The following is a 15,450-nucleotide window of genomic DNA, read 5'->3' as shown; positions in this document are numbered from 1 at the left end:
AGGTAATGGATACAGCCTTACGTTTCAACCCCCCAGCCCCCAAATCGCCCCCACCACGGCCACCAGCAGCAGGGGGAAGATCCAGAACTGCGTTGCATTCAGCCAATCAAGCAGCTTCTTCATTGTCATCAAGATTAAGTGGTTTAAATTTCTTCGCCAGGCGCTGCGGCTGCACCCTGGCGTAATGCTTCAGGCTTTTCAGATCACGCTGCCCCAGCATCGACGCTACATCAATGGGATCAAAGTCCAACTCGTTCAGCGTCCGGTTCGCAAAGGTTTTCCGGCCGATCTTGGTTGTCAGGTGTACCGGGATCCCGGTCAGCACCGATAACATTTTTAAGTAGCCGTTTCGTTTCTGGTTAGGCCGCTTGGGCAAATTGCCGATGCCCCCGTATTTTTTTAGGATCGACAGGCCAATGGGATCCAGCGGCACCCTGAATTTTTCCCCGGTTTTCTGGCGTTTACCGAACACCCAAACCCCGTATTCATCTTCGATCAATTTGTATTCCTGGCGTTTATAGTCTCCGTCGTGCATCCCGGTTACGCAGGTAAACAAAAGCGCGTCGCGTTCCTGATCCATTATTTTAGCCAGCATCGGTGTAAGTTTACCCTCGGCAATAAGCTTATAGGGGTCAAAATGAAACAGGATCCTTAGATGGTCTTCTTCCAAGTGCGTCGTGTCGGGCCGGACATCCTTGCCGGTAATGATGTAATCGCTGATGGTATTGTCCCTGATTAACTTTCGGCGCCGGGCCCAGATGAAAGCCTGCTTCATGGCTTGCAGGTGTTTGGCTGCGTGGGTGATTTTAAAGCCTTTAGCCCCTGTTAAATAGATTCTTAGTTCATCCATCCAGCCCCCGTCAAAATCCTTGGCCTGAACATCGCGCCGGGTGGATTGCAGAAAGTCTTTGATGTTGCCCACGTAGTTGGAACGTATATCGTAGCTGGCTTGTGAAATTTCTTTGCCGAACAGGCGCCGGAGCTCGTAATCGATCCAGGCGGATAGCACTTCACGGACCCGAACCCCCGCCTTGATGGAGTAGCCGTTCTGTTTCTCCTGAAAGTTTCGCTTGACATCGTAACAGGTAATATCAGACACCGGGCCGCCCTCCGCCTTGGTCATTGATACCAGCAGCATATGCACCGAATGCAGGGCCGAGCGCATATCGTTGATGCGGGCATTGTCCAGCATCTCACGGCCGTAATCCTTGTCTTTCCGCTTAATCTTCTCACTATCAGTACCCCATTCCGATTTCCAGCAGGCCGCCTTGGTACTGCCAACCTCACAACGCTCACCGTTGATAGTGATCCGGCAGGAGATCGAACCAAAGACATCGGAGCGGGACAGGTAAGGGGGAACGGGCGGCTGACTCTCTGACTTTCGAAACCAGAATAAAACATCCATGCGGTAAAACAAATTTTCCATAATGGTAGGGGACAGGATGATCGGGGTCCCAACATACCAAAATAGTATAATATAAGTCAAATATATTATGATAAAAAAACAGAGTATTTATTCTGAGTAATCCTTACGTAACCGTTAGCATAACGCCGTTGCCGAATCCGAAATCTGGGGTGCGGTTACGTCAGGGATGATCAGCAGGGGGCAGAAACGCAAAAAACCGCCTTAGTGGGCGGTTTACGCGGTCTAAACAACAACATAGCAGAGAGGAAGGGATTCGAACCCTCGATACGCTTGAGACGTATACACACTTTCCAGGCGTGCTCCTTCAACCACTCGGACACCTCTCTGGGTTGAAACGGGATGCAAAGATGTCGGTAATTCCTGATAATTACAATCCGATCAGGAAGTTCATCGACTCATTTCGCCACAAAGCGGTTCAATAAGCCGTTTTTTCAACAACGCCGGGTGGGGTTCGTTAACCAGCAGAAACATCAGTTTCGTCACAGCGGCCTCCACCGTGATATCGCTGCCACTCAATACCCCAATGGCACCCAGTTGTTTACTGGTTTGGTATTGCCCCTGCTTCACCCGGCCGCCGTCACACTGGGAAACGTTGAAAATGACCAGCCCGCGCTCGGTGGCGCTCAGTAGGGCGTTCAGAAACCAGGATTCCGTTGGCGCATTGCCCGCTCCGTAACTTTCCAGCACCAGGCCGCGCAAACCCGGAATGCCCAGAACGGCACGAATAACCGACTGATTGATGCCTGGAAACAACGGCAGAACGATCACCTGCGTATCCATTTCTTTGTGCACAATCAGTTGCGAGTCGGCCGTAAACGAACGGATGAAGGGCGTATTGTATTCTATATTGACCCCGGCCATCGCCAGATGCGGGTAATTTTCGGAGTGAAAAGCGTTGAAATGAACGCTTTCTTTCTTCTTGGCACGATTGCCGCGAAGTAACAGCGAGTTAAAATAAATACAAACTTCTGGCACCAGCGGTCGGCCATTTTCCTGAGCAGCTGCAATTTCCATCGCAGTAATGAAATTCTCGCGGGCGTCCGAGCGGGCCACGCCAATCGGCAGCTGCGCCCCGGTCAAAATCACGGGTTTATTCAGTCCCTCCAGTAAAAAACTGAGCGCCGAAGCCGTGTAGGCCATGGTATCGGTACCGTGCAGAATCACAAAACTGTCGTAGGCTGCGTAATTTTCCCCAATGATTTTACTCAACTGAATCCAGTTCGCCGGTTTCATGTTTGAGGAATCCAGCAATTCATTCAGAACAATCACCGTCAATGCAAAATCCAAACGCCGGATTTCAGGAACGCGATCCAGCACCTGTTCAAAATCAAAGGGCACCAACTGGTCGTTCGTTCGATCATAGACCATGCCCAGCGTTCCACCGGTGTAAATAACAAGCACCGAGGTCCGCGACTGGCCGGGCAAAACCGGGTTGATGTGAATGGTTCGGTACATGGTTAGCGGTTTAAAAGCTGTTGGGCGGTTTTTGTCGTTTGTTCAGCCACGTGTTCAAGGGAGACGTGCTTCAGGTCGGCCACCCGCTGGGCAATCAGGTTCAGGTAAGCCGGTTCATTGCGTTTCCCGCGGTACGGAACCGGAGCCAGGTAAGGCGCGTCGGTTTCGAGCACCAGGTGGGCAAGGTCAACGCGGGGCAACACCTGATCCAAGCCGCCATTTTTGAAGGTCGAAACGCCCCCAATGCCCAGCTTGAACCCCAGGTCGATGGCGCGATGAGCCTCGTCAACCGTGCCGACAAAACAGTGGAAAATGCCGGTCAGATTCGGTAATGCGAGCTTTTCGATGAGGTTGGCCGCTTCCGTAAAAGCATTTCGATTGCCATCTTTCGAAGACCGGCTGTGGATGGAAACCGGCAGCTTACGCTGGGAAGCCCACTGCAACTGAATGGTAAAAGCGTCAACCTGACGGTCGATATGGGTTAGGTCCCAGTAAAAATCCAGGCCAATTTCGCCAATGGCAAAAAAAGGATACCGGTTCAGCCAGCTTTCGACGGTGGCCAGTTCGTCCTCCACGGTTTCGCAAACATAGCACGGATGCAGACCCATCATCGGCAAACAGCGCTCCGGATAGGTTTCGGCCAGTGCCATCATGCCCCCGATGGTTTCGTTCGCACAATTTGGCATCCAGATTTGGGTAATACCCTGCGTTGCGGCTGCGCGTAGCATGGCTTCCGGGTCGTCGAACTGCGGGTCGTAAATATGAGCGTGGGTGTCAATCATGAATAGGTTCGGCCTTTCCAGACCACTTGAGTCGGTAACAAATAGTAAACAAACGAAATAAAATAACCCATGTGCAGGTAAAATTCAAACCCCACCAGATACGGTACCAAATCCCACCGGCGAAACCGGTTCAGAATCCAGAGCAACTGGACCGTCTGAATCCCCCATTTAATACCCCAGATGGTTGCCGCCAGCGCTGGATTGCCGAATGCGAGGACGATAAGAACCGGGTAAAATAGCAATTGAAGCAGAAACAGAAACACAAAATAAACCGGTAATTGCAGCGCACCCACCATCCAGCGTTTTCGTTGCTGTAGCCACGTTTTCCAATTTGGTAACGGTTGGGTCGTTGCCAGGACGATCGGATCGAAGCGATGGGCGAAGCTGAACCCCTGATGAATTATCTCGTTGAACAGCTGATAATCTTCCACCACCGAAAACGGCAGGTTTTCGTACCCGCCCACCGCGTCATAAGCCGTCCGGCGCACCGCCATGTTGTTGCCCATCGCCGTGACCGGAATCTTCCAATTAGTGAATTGCTTGATTAGGAATTGCCCGTAAAACCAATCCACGGCCTGCAATTTTTGAAAGGCGGTTTTTCCCACAATCTGCGTACAGCCGGTCAGAATGCCGGTTTTTTTTCGTTCAAACGGTTCGAGCATGCCGCTGATCCAGTCGGGCGGTACTGCACAATCGGCGTCGGTAAATAGCAAAAACCGCCCCCGGGCCTGACGGGCTAGCTGCGCCAGCACATTGGCCTTCCCGGCCTGATTTCCAACTCGTTCTGAAATTGAAAACAAACGATACTGGGACTTTTCCTGAATGAAATCAGCGATCAGCCACCCGGTTTGGTCGTCTGATTGATCATTGCCGATCAATACTTCGAAGCGATCGGCCGGATAGTTGAGTCGGTCGAGGGCTTGCAGGCAGCGTACAATATTGGCTTCCTCGTTGCGGGCGGCAATCAGAATGCTGACGTCAACGCTCACGAAACCGGCGAGATTTGGGGCAGACCGTCGAATCGGTAGCCCTTTTCCGAAAAATGGGATAAAACGCGGGGTAAAACGTAATTCATCCGGGGCCAGGCTTTGAGGCTGTCGTGGAAAAGCACAATGGAACCCGGTTCGATGTGTTTCAGGGTTTTTTGCAAAATCACTTCCGGGGTCAATTCGGACGAAAAGTCGCCCGTCAGCACATCCCACATGATGACATCGTGGGTTTTCAGGATTTCGGAGCCCTGGCTGCGTTTCATCCGGCCATAGGGCGGTCGAAAAAGCCGGGTAGGGACACCTAACTGCTGTTGGCACTGGCGGAAATTTTCCAGGTAAGGTTCGTCGGCGGTTTTCCAGCCATTCAGGTGATTAAAGGTATGATTTCCAATGGAATGACCGCCCATTTTCACGGCTTGAAAAACCGCCGGATGTTTCCGGATATTGTCACCGATGCAAAAAAAAGTTGCTTTCGCCTGGTGGTTTTGCAGGGTCTCCAGGACAAATTCGGTTACTTCCGGAATCGGGCCGTCGTCGAACGTCAGGTAGATAATTTTTTCCGGCGTACGGACGCGCCACTGGTAACGCGGAAAGAGGGTTCGCAGCAGAAAGTTAGTTTTATGCAAAAACATAGCGACGGGCTGTTTGAAAGTGATTAGTGAAGCGACCGCCCTTTCCATTGAAAACCTTTTTGTTGGGCCGCCAGACCAAAAAAAACGACGTAGAAAGGATACACCATCTGCGTCAGCAGGATCCAGGGAATGATTCGTTTCTTTTTCAGAAATCCCAAAACCGACCCTAAAAATAGCCACTCCGGAACAGCTTTCAAGCTCAGCAGCCCGATAAGTTGATTACCGGAGAGGATGTTTCCAAAAAAAACGGCAACGGTTAAAGGCAGGGCCAGATTGCTGAGAAAAATAAAAACCGCCAGCAACGACGGCAATTTGCTCTGGTAGGCGCGCCATTTACTGGCCCAGCGCTTTCGTTGGTGATAGAAGGCCTGCCAGTTGGGCTGGGGGCTGGTGTGGACGATGGCATCCGGACTTTTCAGGAATCTAACACCGTTAGGGTACTTGCTGGCAATCTTGTGCAAGAGCAATTCGTCATCCCCCGACGCTACGTGGTCAATTCCTTCAAAACCCCCTACTTCATCAAAAACCCGTTTTTCGTAGGTAAGATTAGCCCCGTTGCACATCGTCGGAAAGCCCCACCACATCGTGCAGGCACCCGCTCCGATCAGGCTGCTGCTTTCAACCAGTTGAAGGTTGCCAAAAACCGTGTGGTCGGGATGGAAACTGATGGGGCCGCTGATGAGTTGCGCTCCGGTTTGTTCGTAATAGCCCGCAATGGTTTCCAGCCAGCGCGCCCCCACCCGGCAATCGCCGTCGGTAGTAACAATTAAATCACCGGTGGCGATGGCAATGCTCTGGCGAATGGCGCGTTTTTTGGGTGAGGTTGTTGGTTCGTTGGCGAGGGGTAGCGGACGCAGGGAATAAGGAACACTTTTTATCAGCGAGTGAGTGACGCTCAGCGTATGATCCGTAGAGGAGTCGTCGGCCACGATGACTTCGAAGTTGGCCGGGTCATACGTCTGGCGGGCTAAATCCTGCAACAAAAGGGGCAGGGTATGCTCTTCATTACGCACCGGAATAATTACGCTGATGGTGGGAGAATGCCCTGATCGGGAATGGGCAGACGTCTTAAAAACCGGCATTCGCCACCAGGTTAGGACCATGGTGAGTGTAAAAACCGCATACATGATTAGTATACTTAGGAGTATATAATACATTATCAATCAATTCGTTGAAAATTTCAATTTCCAGACCCAGAAAAGGCCGATTAAAACCGGGGCTAAAATATTAAACAGCCAGAGGGTCAACGTGGCCGACAGTATTTGCGGGGCCGGTACCTGCCATTGTCCAAATACCCACAGGGAAGTTGCTTCCCGCACGCCCAGATCGCTTAGCAGATTAAAGGCCGGAATGATGGTTTTGCCGAGATAAACCAGGCCGATGCCCGTGGCCATTTCACGAAACGGCAACTGAATGCCAAAAACTAGCAGCGCCAGGTAAAATTGCAGCGAGAACACCAGGTAGCGGGCTGAGGCTGCCCCGAAGGACTGAAGCAGTTCAGCAGCGGTGTAATAGGTGGCGACGGACCAGTATTTTTCCCAGCGGTGTGCCCATCGAAACCGGATGTTTGCAAAATAGTGTCGCTGCCACGCGGCCAGCAAACCCAGAAAAAGTGTTAGGATTAACGCCCAGAACAGGAGCCATTGCACCAGCGGGGCGGTTTGATTATTGTTTTGCAGCTGGACGTATAACGCCAGGGTTCCAAACAAAAGGGCCGCAAAAAACTGCATTCCGCCCGAAACCAGCGCTGCTCCGATGCCCTGCCAGCGTTGATCGGAGCGCAGTGAAAGCAGCCGGCCGGCCGTGTCGCCCAACTGAGCCGGTAAGGCAAACCCCATCGCCAGTCCGGCCAGAACACCCTGGGTCGCTTGCCGCAACGAAATCGCTTCGACGCGCCGAACCAGAATCTGCCATTTCAACGCTTCCAGCAGCCAGTTAACGGGGGTTAACGCCAGCAGAAGAAAAACCGGAAAACTGATCCAGTTGGCCGCTTGCCAATACCGCCAGACGGATTGAAAATCGTGCTGCTGGCGATTGAGCGAATACAGAATGTAGCTGATGATGAGCGTCAGAATGGCGATCTTCGACCAAAAAACGATTTTTTTAGTCGAAGATCGCGTTCTTTGAGGGACGAACCCGTTATTTTGCATAACTTAAAGCTAAAACACCGTACGACACCTCCATGCCTAATTCAGTTAATGCCTCTATTCCCGAGTCGTACGACAAAATCATTCTGGGCGTCGACCCCGGCACCCAGATTGCGGGGTATGGGGTGATCGGCATTCGGAAAGATCAGATGACCATGCTGCAATATGGTGTCATTCATCTGAGCAAATATAGCACCCACGAACTGAAACTTAAGAAACTCTTTGACCGGATGTTTCAGCTCATTGAAGAGCATTTGCCCGATGAAATGGCCATCGAAGATCCTTTTTTTGGTAAAAACGTTCAGGCCATGCTCAAATTGGGCCGGGCGCAGGGGGTTGTCATGGCGGCAGCCCTGTCGCGCAGCATTCCCATCGTCGAGTATGCTCCTCGAAAAGTCAAGCAATCGGTGACGGGTAACGGCAATGCGTCCAAAGAACAGGTGTCTCACATGGTAGGCCATTTGCTGAAAGTTGATCTGGACCCCGAATTTTTCGATGCCACCGACGCGCTGGCCATTGCGATTTGTCACCACTTTCACAAAGACGCCCTGCCCGGTGCCAAATCGACCGGGAAAAAATCAAAGAAAGGCGCCTGGTCGGCTTTTGCGAGCGAAAACCCCGGACGGGTTTCGTAATCCTTCTTTAAAAAGGGTATAAGACGCACCTCAAAACAGGGGAAACTACGCATACTTATTTCGTTGGCGCCCGCTACTTTTGTGCATCGGTTCAACAGAATCTTTGCGTAAAGCCGTAACACCATGAAAAAGTTAGTAGGAAGCCGATTAACCCTGGCAGGTGTCTACCTGATTATCGGTCTGGGGTTGACGATTTTAGGCCGCAGCCAGGTTTGCGTCAAAATTCAGCACGGGCAGGATGCCCGGACCGTCATCGATCAGGAAATTCGCTCCGCTTTCCGAATGCTGGTGGTGCAAAATTTCAGTTCTCTGGCCCGTTAATCCCTCTCCAGACTTTTAAAAGCGTCTTCCACCCGGTTTACGGGCAGTTGGCAGGCGCGGTTGTAGCAGACGTAAATCGCCGTCTGCCCATTGATCGTCGTCCGGTTTTCCAGCAACGGCAGGTCACTTTCACTTTCGGTTCCGGCTAGGACTTTATTCGGGTAAAACCGCTGATCGATTTCCCGCCGAAATAAGCCGGCATCCGGACCAACAATTGCAATTTCGGCCGTCGGTTCAACCCGCATCGCGTACAACGCAGCCCAGTGGGTCAGGTATTCCGCATTTTGCTGAAGCAACGGTTGCACCCGGCCCAGCATCGCGTTTACCAAATCAGCATACGCCGGTGCCCCTTCGACCGGTTTTTCCAGGAGCAAACTGAGGGTATACAGGTTGTGCGCCATCATCGAATTGGAAGCCGGAATCACATTATCGAAAACTTCCTTTTTTCGGGCAATCAGGGCCTCGCCGGTCTGGTCCGTAAAGTAGAACAGGTGGTCTTCTTCATCCCAGAAATGATCGAGCGTGTAGCGCGCCAGCCGATCCGCTTCCTGCAAATAAGACTCTTTAAAAGTAGCCTGATAGAGTGCCAGATAACCGTCGATCACGGCAGCATAATCTTCCAGGTAGGCCGTCAGCGTGGCCGTCCCCGGTGCATCATTACCGCCGGATTTGTAACTGTGCCAGAGTTGGCCAGTTTCGGAATGCGTCAGTTTCTGGTGAATAAAACCGGCGTTGCGTTCGGCCAGTTCCAGAAAAGATGGCTCGTCGAAAACCCGGTAAGCGGTCACCAACCCCTTCAACATCAGTCCATTCCAGGAGCACAGAATTTTGTCGTCCAGTCCGGGCCGAATGCGCTGGTTACGAACAGTCATCAATTTTTGGTGAGCCGTCGCAAGCTTACCGCTTAATTCGTCGAGCGATAAGCCCTGCATTCGGGCAAAATCTTCGTCCGAAACCACCCGGTGCAGGATGTTCCGGCCCACGCCCTCGTGTTCCTCCCAGTTACCGTCCGGAGCGATGTGGTACAATTCACTGAACCAGTTGAAGTCGTCATCCAGAATGGTCCTTAAGTCTGCCGTGGTCCAGGTGTAAAATTTGCCTTCCACACCTTCGCTGTCCGCATCCAGCGCCGAATAAAAACCGCCTTCGGGACTTGTCAATTCCCGTTTCAGAAAATCAATGGTTTGAAAAACCGTGTTGCGGTATAACGAACGTTGGGTCAGGCTGTAGGCTTCGCTGTAGAGCGTAACCAACTGCCCATTGTCGTACAGCATTTTTTCAAAGTGCGGAGCAAACCACTGATCGTCCACCGAATAGCGGGCAAAACCGCCCCCGATCTGGTCGTAAATACCACCCAATGCCATAAAATCGAGGGTTCGGCGAAGGTGTTGCAAGGTTTCTTCGTGTTGGGTAACCTGGTAATACCGCAGCAGAAAACCGTAAATACTGGGCATCGGAAACTTAGGCGCCCGGCGCGGTCCTCCTTTGGCCGGATCAAACGATGCCGCCAGTTTCTGGTACATGGCATCGAGTAACTCGCGCGAAAAAGCCGGGGCCGCGTCGGTCAGGTAATATTGCTCCGTGACGCTCATGTTCAGATGACGCGCAAAACCCTCCGCCGAATCGGCCAGCTTATCGGGCTGTTCGTCAAACGCGGAGCGAACGCTTTGGAGCAGGTTGGCCCACTGCCGGGGGGGCAGGTAGGTCAGGCCGTAGAAGGGTTTGGCATCGGGCATCAGAAAAACATTCAGGGGCCAGCCACCCTGAACGCCCATGGCCTGCACGGCATCCATGTAAATTGCATCCACATCGGGCCGTTCCTCCCGGTCCACTTTGATGCACACGAAATGCGCGTTCATGATTTCCGCAATGGATTCATTTTCAAACGATTCCCGTTCCATAACATGGCACCAGTGGCAGGCCGAATAGCCAATGCTGACCAGAATCGGCTTGTTTTCCAACTGTGCTTTCTGCAGCGCATCAGCACCCCACGGAAACCAGTCGACCGGATTATGGGCGTGTTGCAACAAATAGGGACTACTTTCGCGGGCAAGTCGGTTCATGGTATCGGGTGATTGATGCGGACTAACGGACTTCCGGTTTAACCGCGAATAATCCGGAGAAGTTTGGTTTGCCGTCAGTTTTTGACGTATCTTTCAATTCTACGGGGAACGAAAACCGTACAACGTTCCAAAAAGCTTTTGAATGAAATTCTCTTGGTTTATGAAGGGGTGCGTAGTGTTCAGTGTTGCCGTTTCCCTGTTTTTAAGTAGTTGCAAAAAAGAGCCAGTTTTAACGAGTCCGTACCAGACGAATGTGATTGCCCACCGGGGCGCCTGGAAAACCGCCGGGGTTCCCGAAAACTCGCTGGCGTCGCTTCAGCAAGCTATACGACTAGGTTGTTATGGCAGCGAATTTGATGTGCAGATGTCGTCGGACTCGGTTTTGTTTATTTTCCACGATAACGCGGTTCAGGGTTTTTCCCTTGAAAACACCCCATCCAGTCAGCTTTCAGCCCTAAAACTGAGCAATGGCGAGTCGCTACCCACCCTGGAGGCCTTTTTGACTGAAGGCGTTAAACAATCGAAGACCCGGTTGGTGCTCGAACTCAAGGGGTCCCGAATCAGCCGGGAGCGTTCGTTGGCCACGGCCCGCAAAGTGGTTCAACTGGTCAAAACGATGCGCACTGAACAGCTCGTCGAATACCTTAGTTTTGATTATGCGGTTTGTAACTACATGCTTGAACTGGTTCCCGGCGCCCGCGTGGCGTATCTGAACGGCGATCAACCGCCCGCACAACTGGCCGCCGACCGATTGACCGGATTGGATTACCACTACGGAATTCTGATGCTGAAGCCGGACTGGATTGGGGAAGCCCAGCAGAAAAAACTGACCGTCAATGTCTGGACGGTTAACGATCAAATGAGTATGAAGTGGTTTCTGGACCAAAACGTGGATTTCATCACGACGGATGAACCGGAACTCTTGTTGGATTTGCTGAAGTGATGATTTCGATGAATAAACTTTTTTTGATTACCGGAATTTTCAGTGCCTTTTTTCTTTCGTGTAAGCATAAACCGGAGCCTGAACCGACGTACAAGCTGGTTTGGTCGGAAGAGTTCAATTATACCGGTTTGCCCGATTCGACGCGCTGGACCTACGAAACAGGCAAACGACGGAACAGCGAAGCGCAATATTACCGGGCTAAGCGTTTGGTCAACAGCCGGGTCGAAAACGGAAATCTGATCATTACGGCCCTCAACGACAGCCTGCCGTCGAATCCCATCAGTTCCGCCAGTATCATTACCAAAGGAAAAACCGACTTTTTGTACGGTCGCGTCGAGGTTCGCGCCAAAATGCCGACGGGTAAAGGAACCTGGCCGGCCATCTGGATGAAGGGGATTAATGAGGATACGGTTGGCTGGCCGACCTGCGGGGAAATCGACATCATGGAGTGGCTCGGGCTGGCTCCCCAGTTTGTTTTTGGGAGTCTACACAAACCGGATGCCGCCGGGCAGGATGCGCCCCTGCTCAGCATTTCACCGGCTACGGCGGATTTATCGGATGCCTTTCATGTCTATGCGCTTGAATGGGACGAAACCGAAATCCGCATGTACCTCGACGATTTTAATTACGCCATTTACAAAGCCAGCGACATGGCGGCCGTGGGTTGGGCACCCTTTACCAAACCGCATTACCTGCTCCTGAACCTGGCCATGGGAGGGAGCAGCGGAGGAACAATCGATTCCTCGAAATTTCCTTTTATTTTTACGATCGATTACGTACGGTATTACAAAAAGGAATAGTGGTAGAAAGCCGGAAAGGAGGAGCACTGCCTCCTCCATGCTCCCTGCCTGCTCTCCATCTTTACGCCTTTTCTCTTCCTCTTTTCCATGAAAAATAACCCCCGTGTCATCAATGCATGGTGTCTTTACGACTGGGCAAATTCCGTGCATTCGCTGGTGATCGTTTCCAGTATTTTTCCGGTTTATTTCAGCGCCACGGCTTTGAACGATGCGGGCGGCAATGTGATTGATTTTCTGGGCTTTTCGGTCAAAAACTCGGTTTTGTTTTCCTACGCGGTTTCGGCTTCGTTTCTGCTCATCGCCCTCCTGAGTCCTTTTTCTTCGGCGCTGGCCGACTACAGCGGGCAGAAGAAAAGTTTTATGAAATTTTTCTGTTTTCTGGGCGCCATCAGCTGTTCGCTGCTGTACTTTTTTACGCAGGAAACGACAACCTTTGCGGTTTTCTGCTTTATCCTGAGTCTGGTAGGCTGGGGGGGCAGCATCGTTTTCTACAATTCTTACCTGCCCGAAATTGTTACCGAAGACCAGATCGACCGGGTGAGTGCGCGCGGTTTTACGATGGGCTACATCGGGAGTGTGCTGCTGATGGTTTTCAACCTGACCATGATTTTGTTTCCGCAGTGGTACGGCGGCCTGTCGAGTGCCATGGCCTCCCGGATATCATTTTTGACCGTCGGCGTCTGGTGGATTGGGTTTGCCCTGCTCTCGTTCCGCTCTTTACCCGCCCCCGAGCGCCGAATCCGGGTCGAAACCGGCGGCAACTGGATTTTCAACGGTTTCCGCGAATTGAAAAAGGTGTATGGGCAGGTGCAGCAACAAAAGCTGCTGAAAAAGTTTTTGCTGGCCTTTTTTATCTACAACATGGCCGTGCAGACGGTGATGTACATCGCCACCATTTTCGGCAGCGACGAACTCAAACTCCCGGCCCAAAGCCTGATCATCACCATTTTACTGATTCAGTTAATCGCCATTCCGGGGGCCATTCTTTTCGCCCGATTGTCGGGACGATTCGGGAACATCTACGCCCTGATGATTGCCGTCACGATCTGGGTCGGCATTTGCGTCGGGGCCTATTACGTCATGACCGAAAATCAATTTTACGCGCTGGCGGTTTTGGTGGGACTGGTGATGGGCGGTATTCAGGCGCTGTCGCGGGCCACCTACTCCAAGCTGATCCCGGACGGGACGCAGGACACGGCTTCGTATTTTAGTTTTTACGATGTTACCGAAAAACTCTCCATTGTAATTGGTACGCTTATTTACGGTCTGATTGAGCAGGTTACGGGCAGTATGCGCAACAGCGTACTGGCCCTGCTGGTGCTATTCATTGCCGGTCTGCTGCTCCTGTGGCGGATTCCGTCGCAAAAAGTTTATAAAGTTCGTTTGGAAACCGAAGAAATCTCCTAATTTTGTGACCCTGAAACCACGACAGGATGTTAGCTCAGTTGGTTCAGAGCGCCGTCTTGACAGGGCGGAGGTCAGCGGTTCGAGCCCGCTACATCCTACTCCAATTCAAAGCTTTTTATCGCCCTGATAAAAAGCTTTTTTGCTTTCTGATCCCGTTGCATCCAATCCAGACCAATCCTGATGAAAAACCGATATCTTGACGGAATAAGCCTGCTCCTGATTGTCCTTGCCTGCTACGTATTAAATCACCAGATCACGGCCATCTCCAACATTCAGATGGGCGATGAAGGCTTCTACATGTACCAGGGTATTTCCAATTTTCGACTGGGCCTGCAAACCGACTGGGGCCCGGTTTATTCACTCTGGTATAAATTTCTTTCCTTTTTTGAAAGCGATACCGTCCGGCTGTATTACCTCAACATGGTGTTGCTATCGTCGTTGCCAACGCTGGCTTTGTACGGGGCGATTCGACTGGCGGGTTTCCGCTGGTGGTGGGCCTTATACGCTACGTTAGTCTTTCATTTTTCGGCGATTAATTTTCCGGAAGGCGTTAAAGTTTCCATTTTTTTATTTCTTTCCACGCTGCTGTTGTTCATCGGTTGTGCTCGGTTTTTGAAGCATGATCTGTACAAATCCCTGCTGATCACCACGTTTTGTTATTACGGTTTTACCTACATCCGTCCTGAGGTTATTGTTTCATTCGGATTGTGCATGGCGGTTTTAATCGGCGCAACCATTCGCATCCGAAAATCGCCGGTAGCACTGAGTGGGATCGCGGTGGGCATTCTTATTATATTCTTCGGAGTGGGGAGTCCGCTGTCTGACAAAGGGGAGAGTGCCTTCAAGCAGGATTTTTCCTATAATTATAATATGCAGCATCTGGATGATGAGCGGCTGAAACCCTACAATAACTGGGTGGATTACGAAACCATGTCCCGCATCATTTTCGGAGAACCGGTGAAAGGATTCGGTGATGCACTGATCAAGCATCCGGCGCTGGTGATTGAAAATCACCTTTTGTTCAATGCCCGCAACTTTGCTGACCAACTGGCGAAATTGCTTTTCACCTACGTGGAGCCAGTGAGTAAACTGCCTGGGTTCTCATTTACCGCACGACTCTATTCGAGTAAATTAGTCTGGTTATTACTCTTAATGGTTGCCATAACTGTTGTGTCATTGCGGAAAACCGGGCGTAAACTGGCCTCAACGGTTGTTGAACAACCGCTGCCTTTTCTGATGGCAAGCCTGGCGATTCTGGCACCAATTGTTAGTTCCTTGTATTCGATGGGAACAAAACCGCGGTATCTGCCACCTTTTTATTTCTTCTTTCCGGTTTTTATTGGATTGCTGGCCAGCAGCATTCAGGTTCGGCCGTGGCTTCAAAAGAGTATTGAAAATACTACTCTAAAAAGCCGAAGCGTTCAGTGGGGATTGGGCTCTGTTTTTTTAGCGGGAATGGGTTTATTTCTGGGTTGGAACTGGAAGCAGCAAGTGCCAAAACCGCTCGGCGAAAATGAATTAGTTGAATACGTTAAACAATTAACGGAACCCGTCAAAGACAAAAACCGCATTCGTATCTTTGACAACAAAGATCAGCTAATTACCTACGTAGGTGGGAATGCAATATCGTACGCCGAATACCAACGCAATACGGATTTTTACGCTTTTGTGCGGCAGAAAGATATTAATCTCTTGGTCTTCCGGCCCATCCTTCTGGACTATTACAAAGGGGATAGCAGCCTGCAACGGTTTATTCAAAATCCGCCCCCAACATTCCTTAAAAAAGAAGGCTTAAAGCCCGGCGAATACAGTTTTATCCGAAAGGATTTACTGCATTAGCAAGCGAAAAA

Annotated in this window: 14 protein-coding genes and 2 tRNA genes; 7 read left to right on the top strand and 9 right to left on the bottom strand. The window is 51.2% G+C overall.

What is annotated here, in order from left to right; all coding sequences use genetic code 11:
• Positions 1-106: 106 nt before the first annotated feature.
• The 8 genes from ACYVHX_RS26400 to ACYVHX_RS26365 form a co-directional block, all read right to left on the bottom strand.
• A complete protein-coding gene (locus ACYVHX_RS26400; protein ID WP_460674692.1) occupies positions 107-1,426 on the bottom strand; it encodes a hypothetical protein in 1,320 nt (439 codons plus the stop codon).
• Positions 1,427-1,664: 238 nt separating this feature from the next.
• Positions 1,665-1,752 (bottom strand) — tRNA-Ser (locus tag ACYVHX_RS26395).
• Between the two features lie 61 nt (positions 1,753-1,813).
• Complete coding sequence (locus ACYVHX_RS26390; RefSeq protein WP_460674691.1) at positions 1,814-2,881, bottom strand: asparaginase; 1,068 nt, start codon at positions 2,879-2,881, stop codon at positions 1,814-1,816.
• A 2-nt stretch (positions 2,882-2,883) separates the two neighbouring features.
• Positions 2,884-3,663, bottom strand: a complete 780-nt coding sequence (locus ACYVHX_RS26385; RefSeq protein WP_460674690.1) for a TatD family hydrolase — start codon at positions 3,661-3,663, stop codon at positions 2,884-2,886.
• Entirely contained in the window at positions 3,660-4,652 is a 993-nt protein-coding gene (locus ACYVHX_RS26380) for a glycosyltransferase (RefSeq protein ID WP_460674689.1), read from the bottom strand. The genes ACYVHX_RS26385 and ACYVHX_RS26380 overlap by 4 nt, the downstream gene beginning before the upstream one ends.
• Entirely contained in the window at positions 4,649-5,284 is a 636-nt protein-coding gene (locus ACYVHX_RS26375) for a polysaccharide deacetylase family protein (RefSeq protein WP_460674688.1), read from the bottom strand. Before ACYVHX_RS26375 ends, ACYVHX_RS26380 begins: the two co-directional genes overlap by 4 nt.
• A gap of 23 nt (positions 5,285-5,307) precedes the next feature.
• Entirely contained in the window at positions 5,308-6,387 is a 1,080-nt protein-coding gene (locus ACYVHX_RS26370) for a glycosyltransferase (RefSeq protein ID WP_460674687.1), read from the bottom strand.
• 60 nt (positions 6,388-6,447) lie between these two features.
• Positions 6,448-7,434, bottom strand: coding sequence for a lysylphosphatidylglycerol synthase transmembrane domain-containing protein (locus tag ACYVHX_RS26365; protein ID WP_460674686.1), 987 nt, complete (start codon positions 7,432-7,434; stop codon positions 6,448-6,450).
• A 32-nt stretch (positions 7,435-7,466) separates the two neighbouring features.
• Between ACYVHX_RS26365 and ruvC the strand changes: the two genes are divergently transcribed.
• Together ruvC and ACYVHX_RS26355 are read left to right on the top strand one after the other, a co-directional pair.
• The gene (gene ruvC / locus ACYVHX_RS26360) at positions 7,467-8,066 is read left to right on the top strand and encodes a crossover junction endodeoxyribonuclease RuvC (protein ID WP_460674685.1); all 600 of its coding nucleotides are present in this window, start codon (positions 7,467-7,469) and stop codon (positions 8,064-8,066) included.
• Positions 8,067-8,189: 123 nt separating this feature from the next.
• Positions 8,190-8,387 carry a hypothetical protein gene (locus ACYVHX_RS26355; RefSeq protein ID WP_460674684.1) on the top strand — a complete coding sequence of 66 codons (198 nt, stop codon included), beginning with the start codon at positions 8,190-8,192 and terminating at the stop codon, positions 8,385-8,387.
• Here the strand turns inward: ACYVHX_RS26355 and ACYVHX_RS26350 are convergent.
• Positions 8,384-10,450: a thioredoxin domain-containing protein gene (locus ACYVHX_RS26350; RefSeq protein WP_460674683.1), complete on the bottom strand. Its 2,067-nt coding sequence runs from the start codon at positions 10,448-10,450 to the stop codon at positions 8,384-8,386. The two genes, ACYVHX_RS26355 and ACYVHX_RS26350, sit on opposite strands and share 4 nt — an antisense overlap.
• A gap of 142 nt (positions 10,451-10,592) precedes the next feature.
• Between ACYVHX_RS26350 and ACYVHX_RS26345 the strand changes: the two genes are divergently transcribed.
• From ACYVHX_RS26345 to ACYVHX_RS26325, 5 genes are all read left to right on the top strand, one after another.
• Entirely contained in the window at positions 10,593-11,393 is an 801-nt protein-coding gene (locus tag ACYVHX_RS26345) for a glycerophosphodiester phosphodiesterase (RefSeq protein WP_460674682.1), read from the top strand.
• Positions 11,394-11,401: 8 nt separating this feature from the next.
• A complete protein-coding gene (locus tag ACYVHX_RS26340; RefSeq protein ID WP_460674681.1) occupies positions 11,402-12,193 on the top strand; it encodes a glycoside hydrolase family 16 protein in 792 nt (263 codons plus the stop codon).
• Between the two features lie 87 nt (positions 12,194-12,280).
• Positions 12,281-13,600, top strand: a complete 1,320-nt coding sequence (locus ACYVHX_RS26335; RefSeq protein ID WP_460674680.1) for an MFS transporter — start codon at positions 12,281-12,283, stop codon at positions 13,598-13,600.
• Positions 13,601-13,623: 23 nt separating this feature from the next.
• Positions 13,624-13,698 (top strand) — tRNA-Val (locus ACYVHX_RS26330).
• An 82-nt stretch (positions 13,699-13,780) separates the two neighbouring features.
• On the top strand, positions 13,781-15,439 hold the full coding sequence (locus ACYVHX_RS26325; RefSeq protein WP_460674679.1) for a hypothetical protein: 1,659 nt from the start codon (positions 13,781-13,783) through the stop codon (positions 15,437-15,439).
• Positions 15,440-15,450: the final 11 nt, after the last annotated feature.

The sequence above is a fragment of the Larkinella ripae genome (assembly GCF_054780775.1).
Note: the sequence above shows the minus strand (reverse complement) of the source record. Positions and strands in the feature narration are given on the sequence as shown.